The organism is Actomonas aquatica, assembly GCF_019679435.2.
Taxonomy (GTDB): Bacteria; Verrucomicrobiota; Verrucomicrobiia; order Opitutales; family Opitutaceae; genus Actomonas; species Actomonas aquatica.
This window is the reverse complement of the sequence record NZ_CP139781.1, coordinates 1,453,430-1,471,609: the sequence shown is the minus strand read 5'-3', so window position 1 is coordinate 1,471,609 and position 18,180 is coordinate 1,453,430. Positions and strand designations below refer to the sequence as shown.

Here is an 18,180-nt window from a genome sequence, read left to right as displayed (position 1 = left end):
CGGCCGGGTCAGAAGTTGGCGTGCGGCGGTTTGACCAAGGCCATCGAGCGCAGACCGGCGATGACGCCGGTGCCGATGACCGCGCCGATGACGCTGCGCGCGGCGTTTTCGATCGGGACCATGACGAAGAAGATGTAGAAAACCTCTTCGGGCCAGGTGAGCAGGATGTAGCTCAACCATGACATGTAGAACATCATGAGACTGGCCGAAACCCAGGTGCCGAGGAAGAGGCCGATGGCGACTTTCTTGAGATCGGGACTGCGCAGCGCACGACCGATCCAACGCCGGGTGGGCGCGAGAAAGAGCAAGGTCGAGGAGAGGTGGGTGAGGTAGCAGAGAATGAAGACGGCGGGGCGGACGCCGTTGAGGTTCACCGCGTGGTGATAGAAGCTCACCCAGCCCACCAGTATGAGCACGCTGATCGCGGCCCAGAGGCGGTTGCGGCCGGTCGGATGCAGGGAAGCGGCGACGAGGGCGGCGAGGCCGGCACCGGTGACGGCGAGCCACGGGATGCCGGCGGTGTGGGGCGCGAGGAATACGCCGACGAGCGAGCCCACGCTACTGGCCACGAAACCGGCCCACGGACCGAGTAACCAGCCATTGAGCGAGTAAACGCCCTGCGCCATGGGGAAGCTGCTACCGCCCGAGAGCACGATGGAAAACGGGATGAACGACAGCACGGCGATCACGGTCGCCAGCACGATCACGTAGGCGACGGGCGCGCCGCCAATGGATGCGGCATCGTGAAAGGTGATGCGGCGTTCGGCGCCCTGCAGGCCGGCGAAAGTATCGGCCGGGGCGGACGGCGGTGGAGGAGAGGGAGGTGTCGACATCGTCGGCGGTTGCGTCAGTCCCACTTCATGAGGCGGCGCAGGTTGCCGCCCATGATGGCGTCAAACTCGGCGTCGGTCAGGCCGGCCGCGCGGATGTCATCGATCATGCGTGAGAAATCGGCATCCGATGAGTCGCGCGGGTAAAGCATGATCGGGTAGTCGGTGCCGAAGAGGATGCGGTCGGGGCCGATCATATCGACGACGCTGCGGAAGACCTTTTTGTCGTAGAGCAAGGGCGACGCGGCGGTGTCGTAGTAGACGTTTTTAAGGCGCTCCTTCACCCGCGGATTGTGTTCGAAGAAGGGGATGCCGCCGCCCCAGTGCGCGAGGATGAAGGTTGCGTCGGGGTAATCCATGGCCATCTGCAGGTAGTCGCCCAGTGGGGTGGGCATGGTGCTGGCCTCGCCGATGATGAGCGGATCGGTGACGTGGAGGTTGAACGGCACATCGGCCTGGACGGCGAGTTCGACGAGGGCGGCGAAGTTGTCGTCCTGGAAGGAGAAGTCCTGGGCCTGCGGGAGGAGTTCGCCGAGTCCGCAGAGGCCGGCGTCGAAACAGCGTTTGACGTTGTCGAGGCCGCGCTGGCCGGAGCTGGGTTTCACCGTAGCGAAAGCGTGGATACGGTCGGGGTGTTCGCGGTGCCAGTCCATGAACCACTGGTTCTGAATTTCGCAGGTTTCCTGGTTCTCCCAATACCAGCCGAGCATGATGACCTTCTCGACACCGGCGCGGTCCATGTCGCGCAGGAGCTGGTCGGTGTCGGCCCAGGCTTGGATGGTGGGTTTACCTTTGGGCGCGACGCAGTGGGTGAACCACGGTTCGTTGTGGGCTTCGCCCCAGGCGCGGGGTTGGTTGAAGACTTCGGGCGGGTAGGCGTGGATGTGGCAGTCGAGGATGCGGGTCATGTGGTGAGTCGAGGGAGAGGGAGGGCCAGAGGTGAGGAGTTGGATCGCGATCAGGGGCGCGCGAGGTTTTCGAGCCAGGGCGTGAGTTCGGCGATTTGAGGATAATCGACGGCGCCGGTGGCGCGGATCTTCTTGAAGTCGCTGAGGGCGAAGGCAGCGCCTTTGCGACCGGGGAAGATCTCTTCGTCGTAGAGTTCGAGGTAGATGCGTTTGGCGGCGGCGAGGTCGCCACTGAAGGCGAGGCCGTGCGCGAGGTTGATTTGGTGAATGAGATTGTCGGGCTCGCGGGCGATGCCCTGGCCGGCCTCGGCGACGGCGCGGGCGGGGTCGCCGCTGTAGAGGTAGAGCTCGGCGGTGTAGGCGTGATAGCCGTGGAAGTGGGGATCGAGCTCCAGCGCCTTGGCGTAGTCGGCTTCGCTGGCGGCCCAGTCGCGATCGACGGCGCGGGCGACCAAATCGCCGCGATAGATCAGCGCGCGGGCGGACGTCGGATCGGCGGCGACAGCGGCGCGGAAGTCGCGGGAGGACGCGGCGTGATCGCCGCGGTAGTAGTAGATCTGGGCGCGTTCGATGTAGGGATCGGCGTAGGTGGGCGCGGCGGCGATGGCGGCGGTGAGTTCGGCGATGGCCTGTTCGTCGTCGCCGTCGCGGCGGGCGAGGGCGGCGGCGACCACGTGATCTTCGGCGATGGCGAAGGCGCGGATACGATCGGTGCGGGTGTCGATCTCGGCGCGCAGTTGAGCTTCATCCTGACCGGGCAGGGTCAGACCGTCGGCCCGCAGTTCACCGCCGACGTAGACCTGCTGCAGGTTACGCAGACTGCAGGCCAGCACGTAGGTGGCGAGCGGATCGTAGACGGGGCCGGTGTCGGGGGCGCGTGGATCGACGATGAGGAAGTCGGCAAATTTGCCGGGCTCGAGCGAGCCGACGTCGTCTTCGATGCCGAGCACCTCGGCACTGCCGAGTGTGTGCAGGCGCAGCATGTCATGGACGGAGAGCACGGTGGCGTCTTTGTGCAGACCGCGCATGGTGTAGAGCCCAATGCGCATGTTCTGGAAGGGATCGGAAACGTCGGTGCAGCTCTGGTCGTCGAGGCCCACGGCAACCGGGATGCCGCGGCGGCGATATTCCACGATGTCGGCGATGCCATCGGCGAGGCGGCCGTTGGAGGTGGGTTGCCAGGACATCTTGGCGCCGGCGGCCTGCACGGTGTCGAGGATGTGATCATTCACGTGAATGAAGTGGCCAAAAATGAGCTGCGGGCCGACGGCGCCAGCTTCGACATACCATTCAAACTTCTGCTGCTGCTCCGGCACGCGCTCGGGGCTCTCGAGGAAGTGGGACTGGTTGAGCAGACCGTAGTCGCGCATGAAGGCGGCCTCCATGTAGGCGGTTTCTTTATTGGGCTCAAACTGCACGCGGCCGCTGATGGCCATCTTGAGCAAGAGGTCCGACTCGGCCTGCCGTTCGGCACCGTAGGCGAGGATCTCCTCAAAACGGGCACGCGTCTCGGAGACGGTATCGAGTTCGAAGATAAAGAGGCTGTCGACGAAGCGCATGCCGGCGTCGATCTTGGCGTCGATCTGCATCTGCTCGAAGGGACCGGCTTTCAGCACGGGCGGCGGCACTTTCTCGCCGGGACCGATGGCCGGTTTGCCGACGCCGCCGTTGTAGGTGAAGTCGTAGGCGGTGGTGATGCCGTTGCGCAGGAAGTCGAGGGAGCCGTGGAGGGTAAACCAATACACATCCTCGGCGGTGGTGTGGCTCAGGTATCGGTCCCAGGCGCGGAACCAGCCGTAGAGTGTCACGTCGTGACCGAGGCCGCGCAGCGGACTCATGAAGATGTGGCTGTGGGCGGAGATGAAGCCCGGCGCGATGAGTTTGCCGGCGGCGTCGATGGTGGAGTCGGCGCTAACGTCGGCGGGCGCGTCTCCGGCGGCGAGTGCGGCGATGCGGCCGTCTTCGCCGACGGTGAACCAACCCACGAACGGTTCCGCCGCATCATCGGCCATGGTGATGAGGGTGGCATTTTTCACCAGCAGCTTGGCGGCGGACAGCGGGGCTACACTCACGGCGGCGGCGAGCAGCAGCAGGATCAGGCGGTGAAAGGAGGCAGAGCGCGGACGTGGCATGGTATTGAAGAATTAACTACAGGGAGACGGCATCCGACCTGCTGAGGGCCGGGGCATGATGATTCCAAAAAGTCGGTGGTGGCGCGGCGTGATCGGTGGCTTGGCGATGGGCGCGGCGGCGCTGACGGCGAGCGCGGTGGACAGTGCGGAACTCGGCCTCGAGCCGGTTTACCCGCACCTCAATCCGGACCGCACGCAGCTCCTGTCGGAGACTGAGATCGAGACCGCGCTGGCCGAGCTGCCCGGCTGGGTGGCGCAGGAGGGGATTCTCTACAAGGTCTTCGTGGCCGGCACCTTTCAGGATGCGGTCGCGATGATTGTGCGCATGTCCTACTCGCTGGAGGAGCTCGATCATCACCCCGAGATCCGCAACATCTACGGCAAGGTTTACGTCGGCTTCACCACCTACGATCAGGGCAAGCAGATCACGGCGCTCGACGTCAAAGCCGCGTTGGCCGTCGAGGCGGCCGTGGCGGGCAAACGGGCGAAGGCGGGCGGACATCATTGAGCGCGAAGCGTTCATGAATCGGTCGACGTCGCGGCGGCAGCGGCGGCGATGTCGGCTTTGATGCGAGCCATGCGGGTGTCGACCTCGCGGCGCACTTCGGTTTCGTCGTAACTCAACATGGTGGTGCCGTCGGCGACCGGGCGGCCGGCGACGTAGACGAGGTCAAGATTGCGCAGACCGCAGGCGAGCACGTAGGAAGCGAGCGGATTGTGGATCGGTCCGGTGTCGGGATCGCGCGGATCGACGACGAGGAAGTCGGCGTATTTTCCGACTTCGAGGCTGCCGACGTCGTCATCGATATCGAGGAGCTCGGCGCTGCCCAGAGTGTGGAGAAAGAGGATGTCGCCGATCGGCATGGCGGCGGCGTCGCTGTGCAGCGCGCGCATCGTATACATGCCGATGCGCATGTTCTGGAAGGGGTCGGAAATGTCGGTGCAGCTCTGATCGTCGAGGCCCATGCCCACGATCATGCCGGCCTCGCGATAGCGCGTGACATCGGGGATGCCGGAGGCGAGGCGGCCGTTGGACGTGGGTTGCCAGCACATGCGGCAGCCGGTCTCGGCGGCTTTGGTCACGATCTCGTCGTTGACTTGAATGAAGTGGCCAAAAATGAGCTGCGGGCCGAGGGCGCCGGCTTCCTCATACCAGGCAAACTTGGCCTGCTGTTCGTCGACGCGCTCCGGGCTTTCGAGGAAGTGACTCTGATTGAGCAGCCCGTGGTCACGCATGAGCGCGGCCTCAAGATGGGCGGCACCGATGTCGGGCGCGCGCTGCACGCCGCCGCTGATGGCCATCTTCATGGCAAGCGGTTCGGTGGCGGCGAAGTCGTTGAAAAACTCGAGGACATTTTCAAAACGCGCGCGAGTGACGTCTGGCGGACCGACGCGCGGCAGGCCCACGCTGTTGACGAAACGCAGCCCGGCGGCGGCTTTGGCGCGGATCTGGTTTTCCTCAAACGGGCCCGGGCGTTGCACGCCGTAGGGGACCTTTTCGTTGAGGCCCACGGCGGCGATGCGATCGACGCCGCTGTTGGTGAAGTCGTAGGCGGTGGTGATGCCGTTGCGCAGAAAATCGAGCGCGCCGTGGAGGGTGAACCAGTAGATGTCGTCGCCGGTCGTGCGCTTAAGAATGGGGCCGAGTGCGCTGCCCCAGCCGTAGAGCGTGGAGTCGAAGCCCACGCCGCGCACCGGACTCATATAGATGTGGCTATGGGCGGAGATGAACCCGGGGGCGACGAAGCGACCGGCGGCGTCGAGGGTGGAATCGGCGACGAGATCGGCGGGCGGTTCGCCGGCGGCGAGGGCGTCGATGCGGCCCTCGGCGTCGACGCTGAACCAACCCACAAACACGTCGGGTTGAGCGGGGTCGACGGTGATGAGGCGGGCATTCTTAACCAGCAGGGAAGCCGCGAAGGACGGCGAGAGGCTCAGGCTGAGCAGAAGCAGTAGCGCTCCAAACGTCCGGCGGTGGGTAAAGCGGACGACGGGCGCGTAAGCGCGGGTGCAAGGCATACCGGGGTGGCAGCTTGCCCCGTGCGCGGCGGTTCGGGAAACATGGTGTTTATGCGCAAATGCTGGATCGGCCTCCGCTCCGGCTCGCGGACGGCTGCAACGGAGGCATGAACTCGCGTGCTTGTTGTTACGGAATGGCGTTGGGAATGTTGACGGCGGCGGTCGGGCCGATGCTGGCGCAGAGCGCCAAGCTAGTGGTGACCGAGGCCAAGTTGTTTACGATGGCGGCCGATCAACCGGAACCGTTCGACGGTTTTATGGTGATCGACGAAGGCGGCAAATTGTTGGAAGTCGGCGCGGGGGCGCCGGGCGCGGAGTGGGCGGACACGCCGAAGCTCGATGTATCCGGAATGTGGATTCTGCCGGGGTTTGTGTCGGCGCACAGTCATCTTTGGCAGAGTGCCTGGCGTGGACTCGGCGCGGACCAGACCCTGATGGGCTGGGTGGAGGCCCTCTATATGGAACAAGCGCAGTTTGCGCCGGTGGAGGATTTTTATTGGTTCACCCTGCAGGGGGCGCTCGACCATTTGCGGCACGGCATCACCACCACCTACAACTTCAACTACGGCGCCTGGGCGCAGCCGGAATTCGCCGAAGTGCAGCTCAAGGGGGAGATGGAGTCCGGCGTGCGTTTTGTGCACGGCCAGAATTTTGGCGGCTGGGGGCAGGTGCCCACGGTGGAGGAAGGGCTGGCGTCGGCAGGTTCCTTTATAGAGTGGATCGAAGCTGAGGACACCGGCGACCAGATGCTGCGGGTGATGATCAACGGCAGCGCGGCGTTTCGCGATACAGCGCAGGCCGCGATCACTGAGGCGGCGGTGGGGGAGCGTTACGGGATCGGCAACCACCTGCACATTCTGGAGTCGGCCCCCGAGCAGTATGAAGAGCGCAGCCGCTTTCGCTGGATGGTGGATGCCGGGTTGATCACGGAGCGCGATTTGATGGGGCATTTCATCCACGTGGACCCTTGGATCCTGAGTCACGTGATCGATGCGGGTGCGGCGATATCGTGGAATCCGCTGTCCAATGGGCGCCTCGCTTCGGGCACGGCGGACATCCCGCATTACCTTGCTGAAGGCCTGCGGGTGGGCATGGGCGTGGATGGGCAGGCGAGTGCCGATCGGGCCGATCCGTTGGAGAACGTGCGGATCGGTTTATATGCCGTGAGAGCAAAATATGAGGATGCCAGTGTGCTTTCGCCCTACACCGTGCTGCGCCTGCATACTTGGGGCAGCGCCGATGCGTTGGGGGTCGCCGATCAGGTCGGCAGTCTCGAGGTGGGCAAGTTTGCCGACTTCGTGGTCATCGATCCGACGGACTTCGGGGTCGTTTTTGATCCCTATGCCACGCTCGCCTTCATGGCGGCGCAGGAGCATGTGGCCGCGGTTTACGTCGGCGGCGAAAAGCGCGTCGAGGCCGGCCGGCTAACGCAACACGATTACAGAAATGTCGGCCGAGAGGTGAACAAACGCGTCATTGCGGTGCGCGATCGGGCGGCCGAAGAGAGCAAAAAATAAGCAGTTGCCCATAAGTCCTACAATCTGCGCAAAAATTCCACGCGTTCTGCCCGCCCATGGCACAGATGGGTGAGCTTCATGCTAAGGCAGGGGGTGAGCAGTCGTGAACCACTGGCCTCACGCAACGCAAACTACTGTGCGAACTACCAACCATGAATAAGACCTTATCGAACCTAGACCGAGTGACCGCGGCCGTTTCCCTGGCGGCAGCGAGTGCCTCGTTTTTGATATCTTCCGCGACGGCGCAGGAGACGACGGATGATGTATTGTCGCTCGAAGCCTTCATCCTCGAAGAAACCGGCGGCGCCGGCGAAGGTGACCTCCTGCAGAACTCGCGGCCGATCGGCTCGGTTTTCCTCGGTGAACAAAGTGCCCTCGACACGCCCCGCAGTGTGACGGTGCTCACCCCCGAGGCCATGAAGCAATTTGCGGTGAAAGATTTCAGCGACCTCGATCGCGTCGGAGCGGGCATGACTCGGCCCAACATCTTCGGCCTCCCGGGTCTGCCCTTCATGCGCGGCAACAACGCCGGCGTGTATTACAATGGCATGCGCCGCATCGCCAATCAGAACGAGACGCCGACCTCCTTCGGTTCGCTCGACGCCATGGACTTGGTTAAGGGTCCGGCGCCGGCGCAGCTCGGCCCGACGAACGCCGGTGGTTACGCCAACTTCATCCCGAAGTCGCCTTACTTTGACCAGCGTCGCGGCTCGGTGGAGTTCACGCTCGGCTCCTACGACTTCTATAACACCAAGGTCGACATCGGTGGTCCGATGATGATCGGCGACAAGCCGATGGCCTACCGCGTTTCGATCACCAACCAGCAGGCCGACAGCTACTACGACGCGGTGCGCAACGACTACATTTCGGTCTACGCCGCCGCCAAGGCCAAGCTCACGCCGAAGCTCAGCTTCTACTCCGGTTTCGAATACTACGACTTCAAGTCGAACGAGAATGCCGGTTGGAATCGCGTGACGCAGGACCTCATCGACAACGGCAACTACATCATCGGTGAGATGGATCCCAACACGGTGTCCGCCGTCTACAACGGCACCGCCGATCCCGGTCTCTTGATGAACCAGGTCGATATCGCCTACGCCACGGGCTACGATCCCAACCTCGCCATCGTGGTGCGGGAGGCGGACTTCCTCGCGGCCTACCCGAATCTGGGCGGCGCCGCTGCCTTCGCCACGCCGGTGTATTACAACGGTGACCTCTTCGGTTACAAATACACCCCGGAATACTTCGCCAACGGTGGCACCGCTCTGACCCGCAAGATCGAGGGCAACCAGGTCCTCTCCGACCCGAGCGACTACGCCGACTCGACCACCTTCCTGTGGTTTGCCGACCTCGTTTACCATGCCGACTCCGGCAGCACCATCACCGCCAAGACCTTCTTCGAGTCGCTCGAGACGCGTAAGCTCTCCAGCTACGGTTTTGCCCACGACTCCGATTCCTGGGCCGTCGAAGAGAAGCTCTCGGTCGACTCGTCGCTCGAGTTGGGCGGCGTGGATGTCTCCCTGCAATACGGCGCGGACGTTCGCTACACCTACAACAACGACGCCAACGACTTCGGTGTGGAGCCGTTCAACCGTCGTGACGTGAGCTCTTCCGACATCCCGGCCTGGTCCTACGTCTACACCGGCCCGCTCTACGACTGGGATCCGACCAGCGTCGGTCTGCCCGGTTGGTTCGTCGGTGGCAGCCAGTCCAAGCTCACCCAGCTCGGTGCCTTCGCCCAATTCAAGGCCGGCTTCGGGGAAAAGTTCTCCCTTTTCGGTGGTGCCCGCGTCGAGCGTGCCGATTTCTCCTACACCTCCACCGCCAAGGAATTCCCCGCCACGCCGTCCTGGACGGATGGCGACACCGACTATGTCAACTGGTCGATCAACCCGGTCTTCAAGCCGGCTTCCTGGATCTCCTTCTACGGTGCGATCCAAGGCGGCACGGCGTTTGAGCCGGGCCAGACCGGTGGTGCGGCCAGCGGTGAAGGCAACTTCCTCGAAGCGCCGTTCTACGAAGGCGGCGTCAAGGTGAGCTCCGCGGACGGCAAGTTCTTCGCCTCCTTCGCGGCTTACCAATACGAGAAGACCAGCCTCTCGCTCAACGTCACCGGCGTCGATACCAACGCCTACGAGGCCGAGGGTTATGAGTTCGAATTGACCTGGGCCCCGACCGACAACTTCACGATCGTCGGCAACATCGGTGAACTCGAAGCCCGCTACGTCGACCGCTATCCCTTCGCGACCTATCCGTTCTACAACGCCGAAAACGTCGCCCTCTACTCCGGTGCCATCCAATACAGCTGGGATGCCCGCGTCGTCGGTGAGTCCACTGGCCGCTACGCGAACAACCCGGAGGGCATCCGCTCGGGTTACCCGCAGATGAGCTGGAACCTCTTCGCGGTTTACAACTTCGACAACGGCTTCGGTCTCGGCGTCGGCCCGAGCTACAAAGAGGACTTCTGGCTCGATAACGAGCGCACCCTCAAGCTCCCCGACTCGCTGGTCTGGAACGCCAACGTCTTCTACAAGACCGACAGCTACGAAGTTTTCCTCCGCCTGAACAACTTCACGGATGAGGACTACTTCATCGGCTCGTCGTTCGCGCCGACCATGATCGTCACCAAGGCCAAACCCTTCGAAGCTCAGCTGAGCCTCAAGGTGAAGTTCTAAGCCGAGGTGCTGTCCATGTGGTCTTTCCTCAAGCTGAATAGTCTGCGCTCCGGGGTGGCGCGGGGTGGGTTGCTGGCCCTGCTCCTCCTCGGGGCGGTCAGCGGCGCGCACGCCGCCACCGAACGCGCGGAAGCCAAGGCGCTCATCGAAGGATTCCTGATGTCATGGGAATCTGGTGACGCCGAGACCTTTGCCGCCGCGCTGCACCCGGACTTGGAGTTTGCCTATCCCGGCGGACGCCTGAACCGCGACGAAGTCATCGCCTTGTTCGACTCCTATCAGGAGGAAAAGACGGCGATCAAAATCTACTTCGCCGACTACTTCATCACCAACGGAGAGACCCATGTGACGGCTTACCAATTCGCCGCCACCGATCGCGAGACGGAGCAACGTTTCGCGGTCGGCACCGGCGTGCTCTGCAAAATCGCCGACGGTAAGATCGTGTTGTTCAAAGAGTATTGGGACACCGAGGTGGCACCGCGCCAAAAGGCCGGTCAGCTGCCGCTCGATGAAGGTGTCGTCACGCCGTGGCCGGCTTCGGTTTGGCTGCGTCCCGACACCATCGACTGAGAACCGGAACCCCCCACGCCATGAAAACAACGCGCATTCTGAGTCTACTCTGTCTCACCGTCGTTGGTGCCTTGGGCGCTGCCGCGGAAACGAAACCCATGGAGGTCTACACCAACGACTCCGCCGAGTGGATACCGCTCTACGGCGAGACCTGGTGGGACTATTACCATCCCGATTGGGAAGGGCAGTTTCCCGGTGGTCGCAGTAATCGCTTCCACGAGCAATGGGTGCAGGCCCGTTGGTTCCAGAATCCGATCACCAAGGACTGGCAGATCTTCGACCGCTCCTACGTCTACGACGGCGAGTGGTTCGCGGTGGAGTGGAATTACAAAGCCACCTACCTGAGCGACAACTTCACGGAGCACGAGTTCACCCTCGGCGTCGGCCGTATCGTCGACGGCAAGATGATCCTGTGGCTCGAGTATTTCGACGACAACGTGGGCAAGCTCCAGAAGCTGGGGCTCATGCCTTTTCCGGATGAAGGGGAGGCGGTGTATCCGTGGCCGGCCAAGGCCAAGATCAGCCTCCCGTATCGTCCCTGATTTCCTATTGGTTGATAGTCTATAGCAGGAAGCGCCGGTGGAGTAAGATCCGCCGGCGCTTTTGGTTTTTGAAGGCGGAAGGCGGAAGGCGGAAGGCGATGTGGCGGAGGGGCAACGCAGCGCGAGCAAGCTCGCAGCCTACATTTGGGTTTCGGGAGCGCATTGTAGGCCGCGAGCTTGCTCGCGCTCGCGTCGGATCGGTTTGGCCCACGGAACCGAGAGGCAGGGCGATGTCGGGCGTAAAGCCCGACCCACATTATTGAAGAGTAACTTTCTTGTGGGTCGGGCTTTACGCCCGACATCGCTGCGGTTGGTCGGAGCGTGAGACGCGCCAAAAAAAAGGCGCACCGTGGTGAACGGTGCGCCGAAAGTTTTGGAAGGGGAGCGAGCGACGGTGGCTTATCCGGCGAGCAGTTCCTGTTGCATCGAACCGCGGTAGACGCCGGGCGTGACGCCGGTGTATTTGCGGAAGAAGCGGCCGAAGTAGGACGGGTCCTGGAAACGCAGCTCGTAGGCAATCTCGGCGATGGTGAGCGACGAGTGCAGCAGGCGGCGTTTGGCTTCCAGCAGCATGCGCTCGTGGATCAGCTCACTCGCGGAACGTCCGGTGCAACGGCGCAGGCCGTTGTTGAGGTGCGTGCGCGAGACGCCGAGCAGCTCGGCGAATTCGCCAACCTCCACCACCTCGGGGATGTGTTCCTCCAACGCGAGGCGGAAGCGCTGCACCAGCAATTCGCTTTCGCCGCGGGTCGGTGTATCCGCGGTTTGGTTACGGTGGGCGAAGAGCTGCCGCATGTAGCTGAGCAGCACGAGCAGGAAGCCGCGGGCGAGGTCGTCGCGACCGGGCGCATCCTGGCGGGCCAGATCCTGAAATTGCTCGAAGATCTGATCCACCCGACCGGCTTCGACGCGGTCGAGATGGAGGATGGGATCGAGGTTCTCAGGATAGAGAAACGGCATCTTGGCCAGCAGACCCGGGTGCTCGCTGTTGACGGCGAGGAAGTCGGGTGAAAAGCCGGCGATGAAGCCTTCGGTTTCGCTCTCACGACGCCAGGCGTGAAACTGGCCCGGAGAGACAATCAGCAAGGTATTCGTTCGATATTCGAATCCGTTGAGGTCGCAGCTCACGTGACCGTGGCCGCGCTGGATCCAAACAATTTCGAAGAAATCATGCCGATGAGGGACGTGCCGATCATGCCCTTCGCGTTCACTTTCCGCGAGGGTCATGAGGTGGTATTTCCCGGGTTGGTGGAGCCCCTGACGGTAACTAGCCATCGGGTAATCCGCAACGGATCTGAGCATGGAGACTTCTGTTCCTGTGAGCTGGCGCTGTGAAGCGATGCGCTCCCCTTGGGCGGCCAGCTTGGGATCGCTTTGAGCAGCTTTGAAGCCAGCCGGATTTTTCGGCCGGGGTATCAGGAAATGTGTTACGAGGTGGGTAGGGGTATCACCTGAACTCTAGTCAGACCGGTTTTTCCGGCAAATGGTCTCAATTTGGTTGGCGTAGGCCTGGGCAGTCGTGGCCAGCCACGCTTCACCGCGCTCGGCGGTGCCGGCGGGGGCGTCGCCCATGATGCCGGTGCGGGAGACATCGGCGGTGACCCACGCGAAGGTGGCGGGGGCGGCCTCGGGGCGGAGTTCGCCGGCGGAGGCGGCATCATCGGGATACTCGGCGACGGCGGCGTCCATATCGACGCAACCGGGCGCGATCACGCGCACCCAGGCGGTCTCGGCGGTGTTGGCATGCATACCGAGGGTGCGTTCCTTTTCGGACAGGCCGTAGTCGACGCCGTGGCGCAGGAAGCCGGTGCTGAGTCCCCAACGGGTTTCGATCTCGGCGAGGGTGTAGAGGATGACGTCGGTATTGCCGCCATGGGTGTTGAGCACCAGCAGGTGGCGGAAGCCCCAGGCCGCGATCTGGCGGGCGATGGTGAAGAGGAGGAGCCGCAGGGTGTCCTTGGAAACGAAAAGCGTGCCGGGGAAGCCGACGTGTTCGTTGCTCTTGCCGATGGTGATGGGCGGCGCGACGTAGCAGGAGGCCTCGGCGGAGAGGCAGGGCATGATGCGCTCGAGCCACGCTTGGCCCATGAGGGCATCGACGGCGACCGGGAGGTGGGGGCCGTGTTGCTCGATCGCGCCGGTGGTGACGATGACCGGCGCCCACTCCTTGTCGGGCAAGGCGGCGATCTCGGCCGCGGACATGGCCGGCAGATAGCGAGAGCGGTAGGTGGGAAAGGTGGTGGCGGTCATGCGGAGGGCGTGGTCGGGGTCGAGGTCGAGGCGGCGGGCGGGACGGCGCGGGGGATGCGGCCTTCGTCGGGAAGGGCGGGCCAGGCTTGGATTTCACCGAGCAGGCCGGCGAGGCGCGTGGCGGCGCGGTCGAGCAGGGCGGTGGCCGCATCGGTCGCTGCGGCGAGCGGCAGAGCGCCCTCGGCGGCGGGACCGCGGGGCGCCGCGCCAGTGAGGCCGGTGAGCAGGGTCTGCAGGTCGCGGTGGTGGGGATTGGTCGCGGCGTCGAAGCCGAGATCGAGTCCGCTCAGGCAGATGCGGAACATCTGCAGTTCGTGATCTATGCGCAGGTCGCGGGCGGCGGCGGCGGTGAGGGGATCGTTCCACGGGCTGGCATTGTAGAGCAGAATGCGGCGGAAGCCGGACGCTTTGATTGAGGTGACGACCTCTTCCAGCAGCGTGTGGAAGGTGGGCGGATCGAGGGCGAAGGGGCTGTCGTCATTGGGCGCGAAGACGAAGCGCAGCGGCGGGATGACGAGCAGGGAGTGCGGCGCGGGTGTATCCAGTTCCAGGGCACGTCGCAGGACGTGGTTGAGCACGGTCTCCTCGACGTCCTGACCGTGGCCGAGGCCCCACTCACCGAAGCCGGCGATGGGCACCACCACGAGGGTGGAGGCCGGGTCGGGCCAGTGGGCGAACTCCGGCCAGCGGTGCCACGGCCAGAAGGTGGCGTCGTGGGCGACGCACAGCGGAGTGTGGGAAACGGGAGCGACTGGCATTGGCCGACGCGTTTAGCAACCTCCCTGCCAAGGTGGGAGCGCGACGGCGGATGGGTTCAGGCGTCCGGTATTTTGGCGATATCGGCCACTCCGCGAGCCAGGCGCTGATCATTGGGAGCCAGCTCGAGGGCGCGGGCGGCGGCCTCGCGGGCGGCGGACGGATCGCCGCGTTGCGCCTGAATCTCGCCGATGCGCCACCACACGTAAGCGGGCGGAGCACCTTTGTCGGGGGCCGGTAGTTCGAGGCAATGCTGCAGGGCGGCGAGACCGCGTTCGAGTTCGAGGCCGGACTCGGCGGCGCAACGGCCGAACTGATAGAGGGCAAAGTAGTTGTCGGGCGCGCGTTCGAGGATGCCGCCGAGGGTGGCGAGGGCGCCGGCGTGATCGTCTTCGGCGCGCTGCAGGTTGGCGCGGGCAAAGGCGCCTTGGTCGGCGTCGCGGGTGGCGATGGCCTCGGCTTGCTCAAAGGCCTTGCGCATGGAGCCGCCGGCGATGCCGGGAGCGGTGGCGTAGAACTCCAGCAGACCTTGGCGGAAGATCAGGTTTTCGGGCGCGAGTTCGACGGCGCGTTCCATGGCTTTGCGACCGCGGTGGGCTTGGCGGAGCGCGCCGAAGGACGTGCCGAGGGAACCGGCGTGCAAGCTGCAGGCGGCACCGTATTCGAATTGGAACTCGGCGTTGTCCGGCTCGAGGTCGACGGCGCGTTGCAGGTAATCAACGGCCAGCTCGCGCTCGCGACGTTTGGCGGCGAGTTTGCCAAGGTGGAGCAGGGCGGTCGTGTTGTTGGGCTCGGCCGCGAGGGCGGCTTCGAAGAGCGGTTGGGCTTCGGCGTAGCGGCGCTCGTTGAAGAGGTCGCATGCGGTGTCGAGGTCGGTCGTCGCGACGTCGTCGGCGCGCAGGTGGACGAGGGGCGAGGCGAGCAGGAGGAAAAGAAGAGTGGCGAGGCGAAGACGGATCGGCACGGGCGGCACTGTGCGGAGGCGGTGGGGGCGAATCAACTGAAGTTTAACGATTGGCGAGACCCGGCGTCGGGTGGCTTGCGGTGCGGTGGGGAGCAGTCGTTGGGTGGGGTCTGCCCCTATGAAAACCCTCGTCCTTTGCTGTCTAATGTCCGCGTCATCCCTGTCGGTCGCCCTCGGTGGTGAAAGGTTACAATCTGGTGTCTGGGGCTGGGACGCGTTGCCGGTCGAGCAGACGAACAGCGGCGAGCGTCGGGAGATCTTCGCCGGTGAAGGCGCGGACGCCTCGCGGATTTTGGTGCACGCCACGACGCTCAACCCCGGTCAGAGACCGCATGCGCCGCATACGCACGACGACATGGAGGAGATGATCGTGGTGAAGGAAGGTCGGCTCACGATCACCGTGGGTGAGCTCACCAAGGAAGTGGGTCCGGGCAGTGTGGCGATTGCGTTGGCCGGTGATCCGCATGGCTGGTCCAATACGGGCGACGAGCCGGTCACGTATTATGTTTTACGTTACAAGAGCCGCCTCGGCTTCGACGCGGAGGGGGACGCGGAGAAGCGGCTGAGTTCGGCGATCTACGATTCGGCGGAGGTGCCTTTCTCGGCCAATCCGCGGGGAGGCTGGCGCGGTTTCTTTAACGGCACGACCGAGACGCTGCGGTTGTTTGAGTTGCACGAGACCACGCTGGTGCAGGGCGTGCAAAACCACCCGGTGCACACCCACGAGGCCGAGGAGATGGTGATCATGCTCGAAGGGCACGTGGATTTGCAGATCAACGGCGAGAGCTACATCGGCAAACCGGGCGACGTGTATTTTGTGGCGGCAAACGATCCGCACTCACTGTTCACCCACGGCGAAAAACCGTCGCGCTACTTTGCGTTTCAGTGGCGTTGAGGCGCTGGTGCGGCGTGCCCGAAATGAAACCGTCCTCCGCCAGCCCGTCCGCGCCTTCGCTTAACCGCCGCGAGTTTGTCGCGGGTGCCGCCGCCCTGGGCGCGATGTTCGCGGTTGGCGCCAACGGCCAGACCGCTACAACCTCGTCCACCATGTCCAAACTCCAAGATACCTTTCTCGTTCACCACGTCTTCTTTTGGCTGAAGAACCCGGATTCAAAAGAAGACCTCAATGCGCTGCTCGATGGCATTCGCGCGCTCGCCGAGATCCCGGGCGTGAAAGGGCTGCACGTCGGCGTGCCGGCCGACACAGAAAAGCGCGAAGTGGTGGAGAACAGTTACAGCGCGTCGGAGATCCTGCTGTTCGACAGCCTCGAAGCGCAGGCGACCTACCAGAGCCATCCGCTGCACCAGAAGTTCATCGATGAGAATGAGCACCGCTGGGCCAAGGTGATGGTGTTCGATTCGGTGAAGGCGTAGGAGGTTGGGTGTTAGGTATTAGGCGTTAGGCGGCGGGCGGCTCTGAGGGGCAGGGCGGCGTGCCGCAAGCGGCAGCCCTACAGTGCGGTGGCGAGCGCGGAGTGTTGTAGCAACGGCCGTGTCGGCCGTGTGCTGCGGTGGATTGGCCGAGGGGCAGGGCGGCGTGCCGCAAGCGGCAGCCCTACAGCGCGGTGACGAGCGCGGAGTGTTGTAGCAACGGCCGTGTCGGCCGTTCTGCAGTGGATTGGCCGCAGCGGCCGAGACGGCCGCTGCTACATTTGGCTGAGACGCTTGGCCCCGGCGAAATCCGGTTTGCCAGTGGGGCGAAGCGGGTTCCAGTGTGAGCGTTCCCATGTCCACTCCTGTCGATTCTCCCTCCGCCCCGACCCACGATCGTTTCTCGCTGCCCGATGCCGCGGGACACTTTGGGCCTTACGGCGGCGTTTACGTGCCGGAAACCCTCATGACCGCGCTCAAGGAGCTCGGCGAGGCCTACGAGGCGGCGCGGCAGGACGAGTCCTTCATCGAGGAGCTGCGTCACCATTTGAAGGTGTTCGCCGGTCGCCCGACCGAGCTCTATTTCGCCGAGCGTCTCACCGAGCATTGCGGCGGCGCCAAGATTTACCTGAAGCGTGAGGACCTGCTGCACACGGGCGCGCACAAGATCAACAACGCGATCGGCCAGGCGCTGCTCGCCAAACGCATGGGTAAGAAGCGCATCATCGCCGAGACGGGAGCTGGTCAGCACGGCGTGGCCACGGCGGCGGTGTGTGCGAAGTTTGGGCTGAGTTGCCGCGTTTACATGGGCGCAGTCGACATGGAGCGGCAGGCGTTGAACGTGTTTCGCATGCGTCTCATGGGGGCCGAGGTGATTGGCGTGGAAGCCGGTCAGAAGACCCTCAAGGAAGCGATCAACGAAGCCATGCGCGACTGGGTGACGAATGTGCGCGAGACGCACTACATCCTCGGCTCGGCGCTGGGTTCGCACCCGTATCCGATGATGGTGCGCGATTTCCACCGCGTGATCGGCTTGGAGACCAAGGAACAGATCCTCGCCGCCGAGGGCCGACTGCCCGACGAGATGATCGCCTGTGTGGGCGGTGGCTCGAATGCGATCGGGTTCTTCTTCGAATTTCTGGAAGACGAGGCGGTGCGTCTCGTCGGCGTCGAAGCGGGTGGCCGCGGCATCACGCGTGGCGACCACGCGGCGCGTTTTGAAGGCGGCAAGCTCGGCGTGCTGCAGGGCTGCAAGACCTACATCCTGCAGGATCCGGACGGCCAGATTGAGCTCACGCACTCGGTGAGTGCCGGTCTCGACTATGCCGCGATCGGTCCGGAGCACGCTTATTACCGGGACCGTAAGCGCATCGACTTTGCCTACGCCTGCGACGACGAGGTGATGGAGACCTTCCAACTCCTCTCCCGCACCGAAGGCATCATCCCGGCCCTCGAATCGACCCACGCCCTCGTGCACGGCGTCAAACGCGCCAAGGAGATGGGCAAGGATGAGATCCTCGTGATCAATCTGAGCGGACGAGGAGATAAAGACGTATCGCAAGTCGCGAAGCTGCTGGGTGTTGAGTTGCACTGATCGCCCAGCCGAAATCCCAACAGAGGAAATCCCAAATCCCAACGGAATGAAG

Annotated in this window: 16 protein-coding genes; 8 read left to right on the top strand and 8 right to left on the bottom strand. The window is 63.8% G+C overall.

The window, feature by feature from the left end:
* Positions 1 to 8: 8 nt before the first annotated feature.
* From K1X11_RS05640 to K1X11_RS05630, 3 genes are read right to left on the bottom strand one after another with little or no spacing between them, the layout of a single operon-like run.
* Entirely contained in the window at positions 9 to 833 is an 825-nt protein-coding gene (locus K1X11_RS05640) for a hypothetical protein (RefSeq protein ID WP_221033123.1), read from the bottom strand.
* 14 nt (positions 834 to 847) lie between these two features.
* On the bottom strand, positions 848 to 1,738 hold the full coding sequence (locus K1X11_RS05635; RefSeq protein WP_221033122.1) for an amidohydrolase family protein: 891 nt from the start codon (positions 1,736 to 1,738) through the stop codon (positions 848 to 850).
* Between the two features lie 50 nt (positions 1,739 to 1,788).
* Positions 1,789 to 3,870, bottom strand: coding sequence for an amidohydrolase family protein (locus K1X11_RS05630; RefSeq protein WP_221033121.1), 2,082 nt, complete (start codon positions 3,868 to 3,870; stop codon positions 1,789 to 1,791).
* 55 nt (positions 3,871 to 3,925) lie between these two features.
* Here K1X11_RS05630 and K1X11_RS05625 point away from each other — a divergent pair, with 55 nt between their 5' ends.
* Positions 3,926 to 4,378, top strand: a complete 453-nt coding sequence (locus tag K1X11_RS05625) for a 4a-hydroxytetrahydrobiopterin dehydratase (RefSeq protein ID WP_221033120.1) — start codon at positions 3,926 to 3,928, stop codon at positions 4,376 to 4,378.
* Positions 4,379 to 4,389: 11 nt separating this feature from the next.
* Here K1X11_RS05625 and K1X11_RS05620 read toward each other — a convergent pair whose 3' ends face one another.
* Positions 4,390 to 5,889, bottom strand: a complete 1,500-nt coding sequence (locus K1X11_RS05620; protein WP_221033119.1) for an amidohydrolase family protein — start codon at positions 5,887 to 5,889, stop codon at positions 4,390 to 4,392.
* Between the two features lie 107 nt (positions 5,890 to 5,996).
* Between K1X11_RS05620 and K1X11_RS05615 the strand changes: the two genes are divergently transcribed.
* The 4 genes from K1X11_RS05615 to K1X11_RS05600 all read left to right on the top strand — a co-directional run bounded on the left by K1X11_RS05615 (position 5,997) and on the right by K1X11_RS05600 (position 11,193).
* Positions 5,997 to 7,406 carry an amidohydrolase family protein gene (locus K1X11_RS05615; protein ID WP_221033118.1) on the top strand — a complete coding sequence of 470 codons (1,410 nt, stop codon included), beginning with the start codon at positions 5,997 to 5,999 and terminating at the stop codon, positions 7,404 to 7,406.
* Between the two features lie 152 nt (positions 7,407 to 7,558).
* A complete protein-coding gene (locus K1X11_RS05610) occupies positions 7,559 to 10,081 on the top strand; it encodes a TonB-dependent siderophore receptor (RefSeq protein WP_221033117.1) in 2,523 nt (840 codons plus the stop codon).
* Between the two features lie 15 nt (positions 10,082 to 10,096).
* A complete protein-coding gene (locus K1X11_RS05605) occupies positions 10,097 to 10,651 on the top strand; it encodes a nuclear transport factor 2 family protein (protein ID WP_221033116.1) in 555 nt (184 codons plus the stop codon).
* 20 nt (positions 10,652 to 10,671) lie between these two features.
* Positions 10,672 to 11,193, top strand: coding sequence for a nuclear transport factor 2-like protein (locus K1X11_RS05600; RefSeq protein ID WP_221033115.1), 522 nt, complete (start codon positions 10,672 to 10,674; stop codon positions 11,191 to 11,193).
* A gap of 399 nt (positions 11,194 to 11,592) precedes the next feature.
* Here K1X11_RS05600 and K1X11_RS05595 read toward each other — a convergent pair whose 3' ends face one another.
* The 4 genes from K1X11_RS05595 to K1X11_RS05580 all read right to left on the bottom strand — a co-directional run bounded on the left by K1X11_RS05595 (position 11,593) and on the right by K1X11_RS05580 (position 15,163).
* Positions 11,593 to 12,468 carry a helix-turn-helix domain-containing protein gene (locus K1X11_RS05595; protein WP_221033114.1) on the bottom strand — a complete coding sequence of 292 codons (876 nt, stop codon included), beginning with the start codon at positions 12,466 to 12,468 and terminating at the stop codon, positions 11,593 to 11,595.
* 183 nt (positions 12,469 to 12,651) lie between these two features.
* A complete protein-coding gene (locus K1X11_RS05590) occupies positions 12,652 to 13,443 on the bottom strand; it encodes a creatininase family protein (protein WP_221033113.1) in 792 nt (263 codons plus the stop codon).
* A complete protein-coding gene (locus tag K1X11_RS05585) occupies positions 13,440 to 14,201 on the bottom strand; it encodes a creatininase family protein (RefSeq protein ID WP_221033112.1) in 762 nt (253 codons plus the stop codon). The genes K1X11_RS05590 and K1X11_RS05585 overlap by 4 nt, the downstream gene beginning before the upstream one ends.
* 56 nt (positions 14,202 to 14,257) lie before the next feature.
* Positions 14,258 to 15,163, bottom strand: a complete 906-nt coding sequence (locus tag K1X11_RS05580) for a tetratricopeptide repeat protein (protein ID WP_221033111.1) — start codon at positions 15,161 to 15,163, stop codon at positions 14,258 to 14,260.
* Between the two features lie 145 nt (positions 15,164 to 15,308).
* Between K1X11_RS05580 and K1X11_RS05575 the strand changes: the two genes are divergently transcribed.
* The 3 genes from K1X11_RS05575 (at position 15,309) to trpB (ending at position 18,128) form a co-directional block, all read left to right on the top strand.
* Positions 15,309 to 16,058, top strand: coding sequence for a cupin domain-containing protein (locus tag K1X11_RS05575; protein ID WP_221033110.1), 750 nt, complete (start codon positions 15,309 to 15,311; stop codon positions 16,056 to 16,058).
* A 23-nt stretch (positions 16,059 to 16,081) separates the two neighbouring features.
* Entirely contained in the window at positions 16,082 to 16,537 is a 456-nt protein-coding gene (locus K1X11_RS05570) for a Dabb family protein (RefSeq protein ID WP_225919728.1), read from the top strand.
* A 352-nt stretch (positions 16,538 to 16,889) separates the two neighbouring features.
* The gene (trpB, locus tag K1X11_RS05565; protein ID WP_221033109.1) at positions 16,890 to 18,128 is read left to right on the top strand and encodes a tryptophan synthase subunit beta; all 1,239 of its coding nucleotides are present in this window, start codon (positions 16,890 to 16,892) and stop codon (positions 18,126 to 18,128) included.
* Positions 18,129 to 18,180 lie beyond the last annotated feature (52 nt).

Coding starts and splice junctions, on each gene's coding strand:
- K1X11_RS05600 (WP_221033115.1), top strand. CDS start 10,672: ATGAAAACAACGCGCATTCTGAGTCTACTCTGTCTCACCGTCGTTGGT.
- K1X11_RS05630 (WP_221033121.1), bottom strand. CDS start 3,870: ATGCCACGTCCGCGCTCTGCCTCCTTTCACCGCCTGATCCTGCTGCTG.
- K1X11_RS05615 (WP_221033118.1), top strand. CDS start 5,997: ATGAACTCGCGTGCTTGTTGTTACGGAATGGCGTTGGGAATGTTGACG.
- K1X11_RS05595 (WP_221033114.1), bottom strand. CDS start 12,468: ATGGCTAGTTACCGTCAGGGGCTCCACCAACCCGGGAAATACCACCTC.
- K1X11_RS05635 (WP_221033122.1), bottom strand. CDS start 1,738: ATGACCCGCATCCTCGACTGCCACATCCACGCCTACCCGCCCGAAGTC.
- K1X11_RS05625 (WP_221033120.1), top strand. CDS start 3,926: ATGATGATTCCAAAAAGTCGGTGGTGGCGCGGCGTGATCGGTGGCTTG.
- trpB (WP_221033109.1), top strand. CDS start 16,890: ATGTCCACTCCTGTCGATTCTCCCTCCGCCCCGACCCACGATCGTTTC.
- K1X11_RS05620 (WP_221033119.1), bottom strand. CDS start 5,889: ATGCCTTGCACCCGCGCTTACGCGCCCGTCGTCCGCTTTACCCACCGC.
- K1X11_RS05570 (WP_225919728.1), top strand. CDS start 16,082: ATGAAACCGTCCTCCGCCAGCCCGTCCGCGCCTTCGCTTAACCGCCGC.
- K1X11_RS05575 (WP_221033110.1), top strand. CDS start 15,309: ATGTCCGCGTCATCCCTGTCGGTCGCCCTCGGTGGTGAAAGGTTACAA.
- K1X11_RS05640 (WP_221033123.1), bottom strand. CDS start 833: ATGTCGACACCTCCCTCTCCTCCACCGCCGTCCGCCCCGGCCGATACT.
- K1X11_RS05585 (WP_221033112.1), bottom strand. CDS start 14,201: ATGCCAGTCGCTCCCGTTTCCCACACTCCGCTGTGCGTCGCCCACGAC.
- K1X11_RS05605 (WP_221033116.1), top strand. CDS start 10,097: ATGTGGTCTTTCCTCAAGCTGAATAGTCTGCGCTCCGGGGTGGCGCGG.
- K1X11_RS05590 (WP_221033113.1), bottom strand. CDS start 13,443: ATGACCGCCACCACCTTTCCCACCTACCGCTCTCGCTATCTGCCGGCC.
- K1X11_RS05610 (WP_221033117.1), top strand. CDS start 7,559: ATGAATAAGACCTTATCGAACCTAGACCGAGTGACCGCGGCCGTTTCC.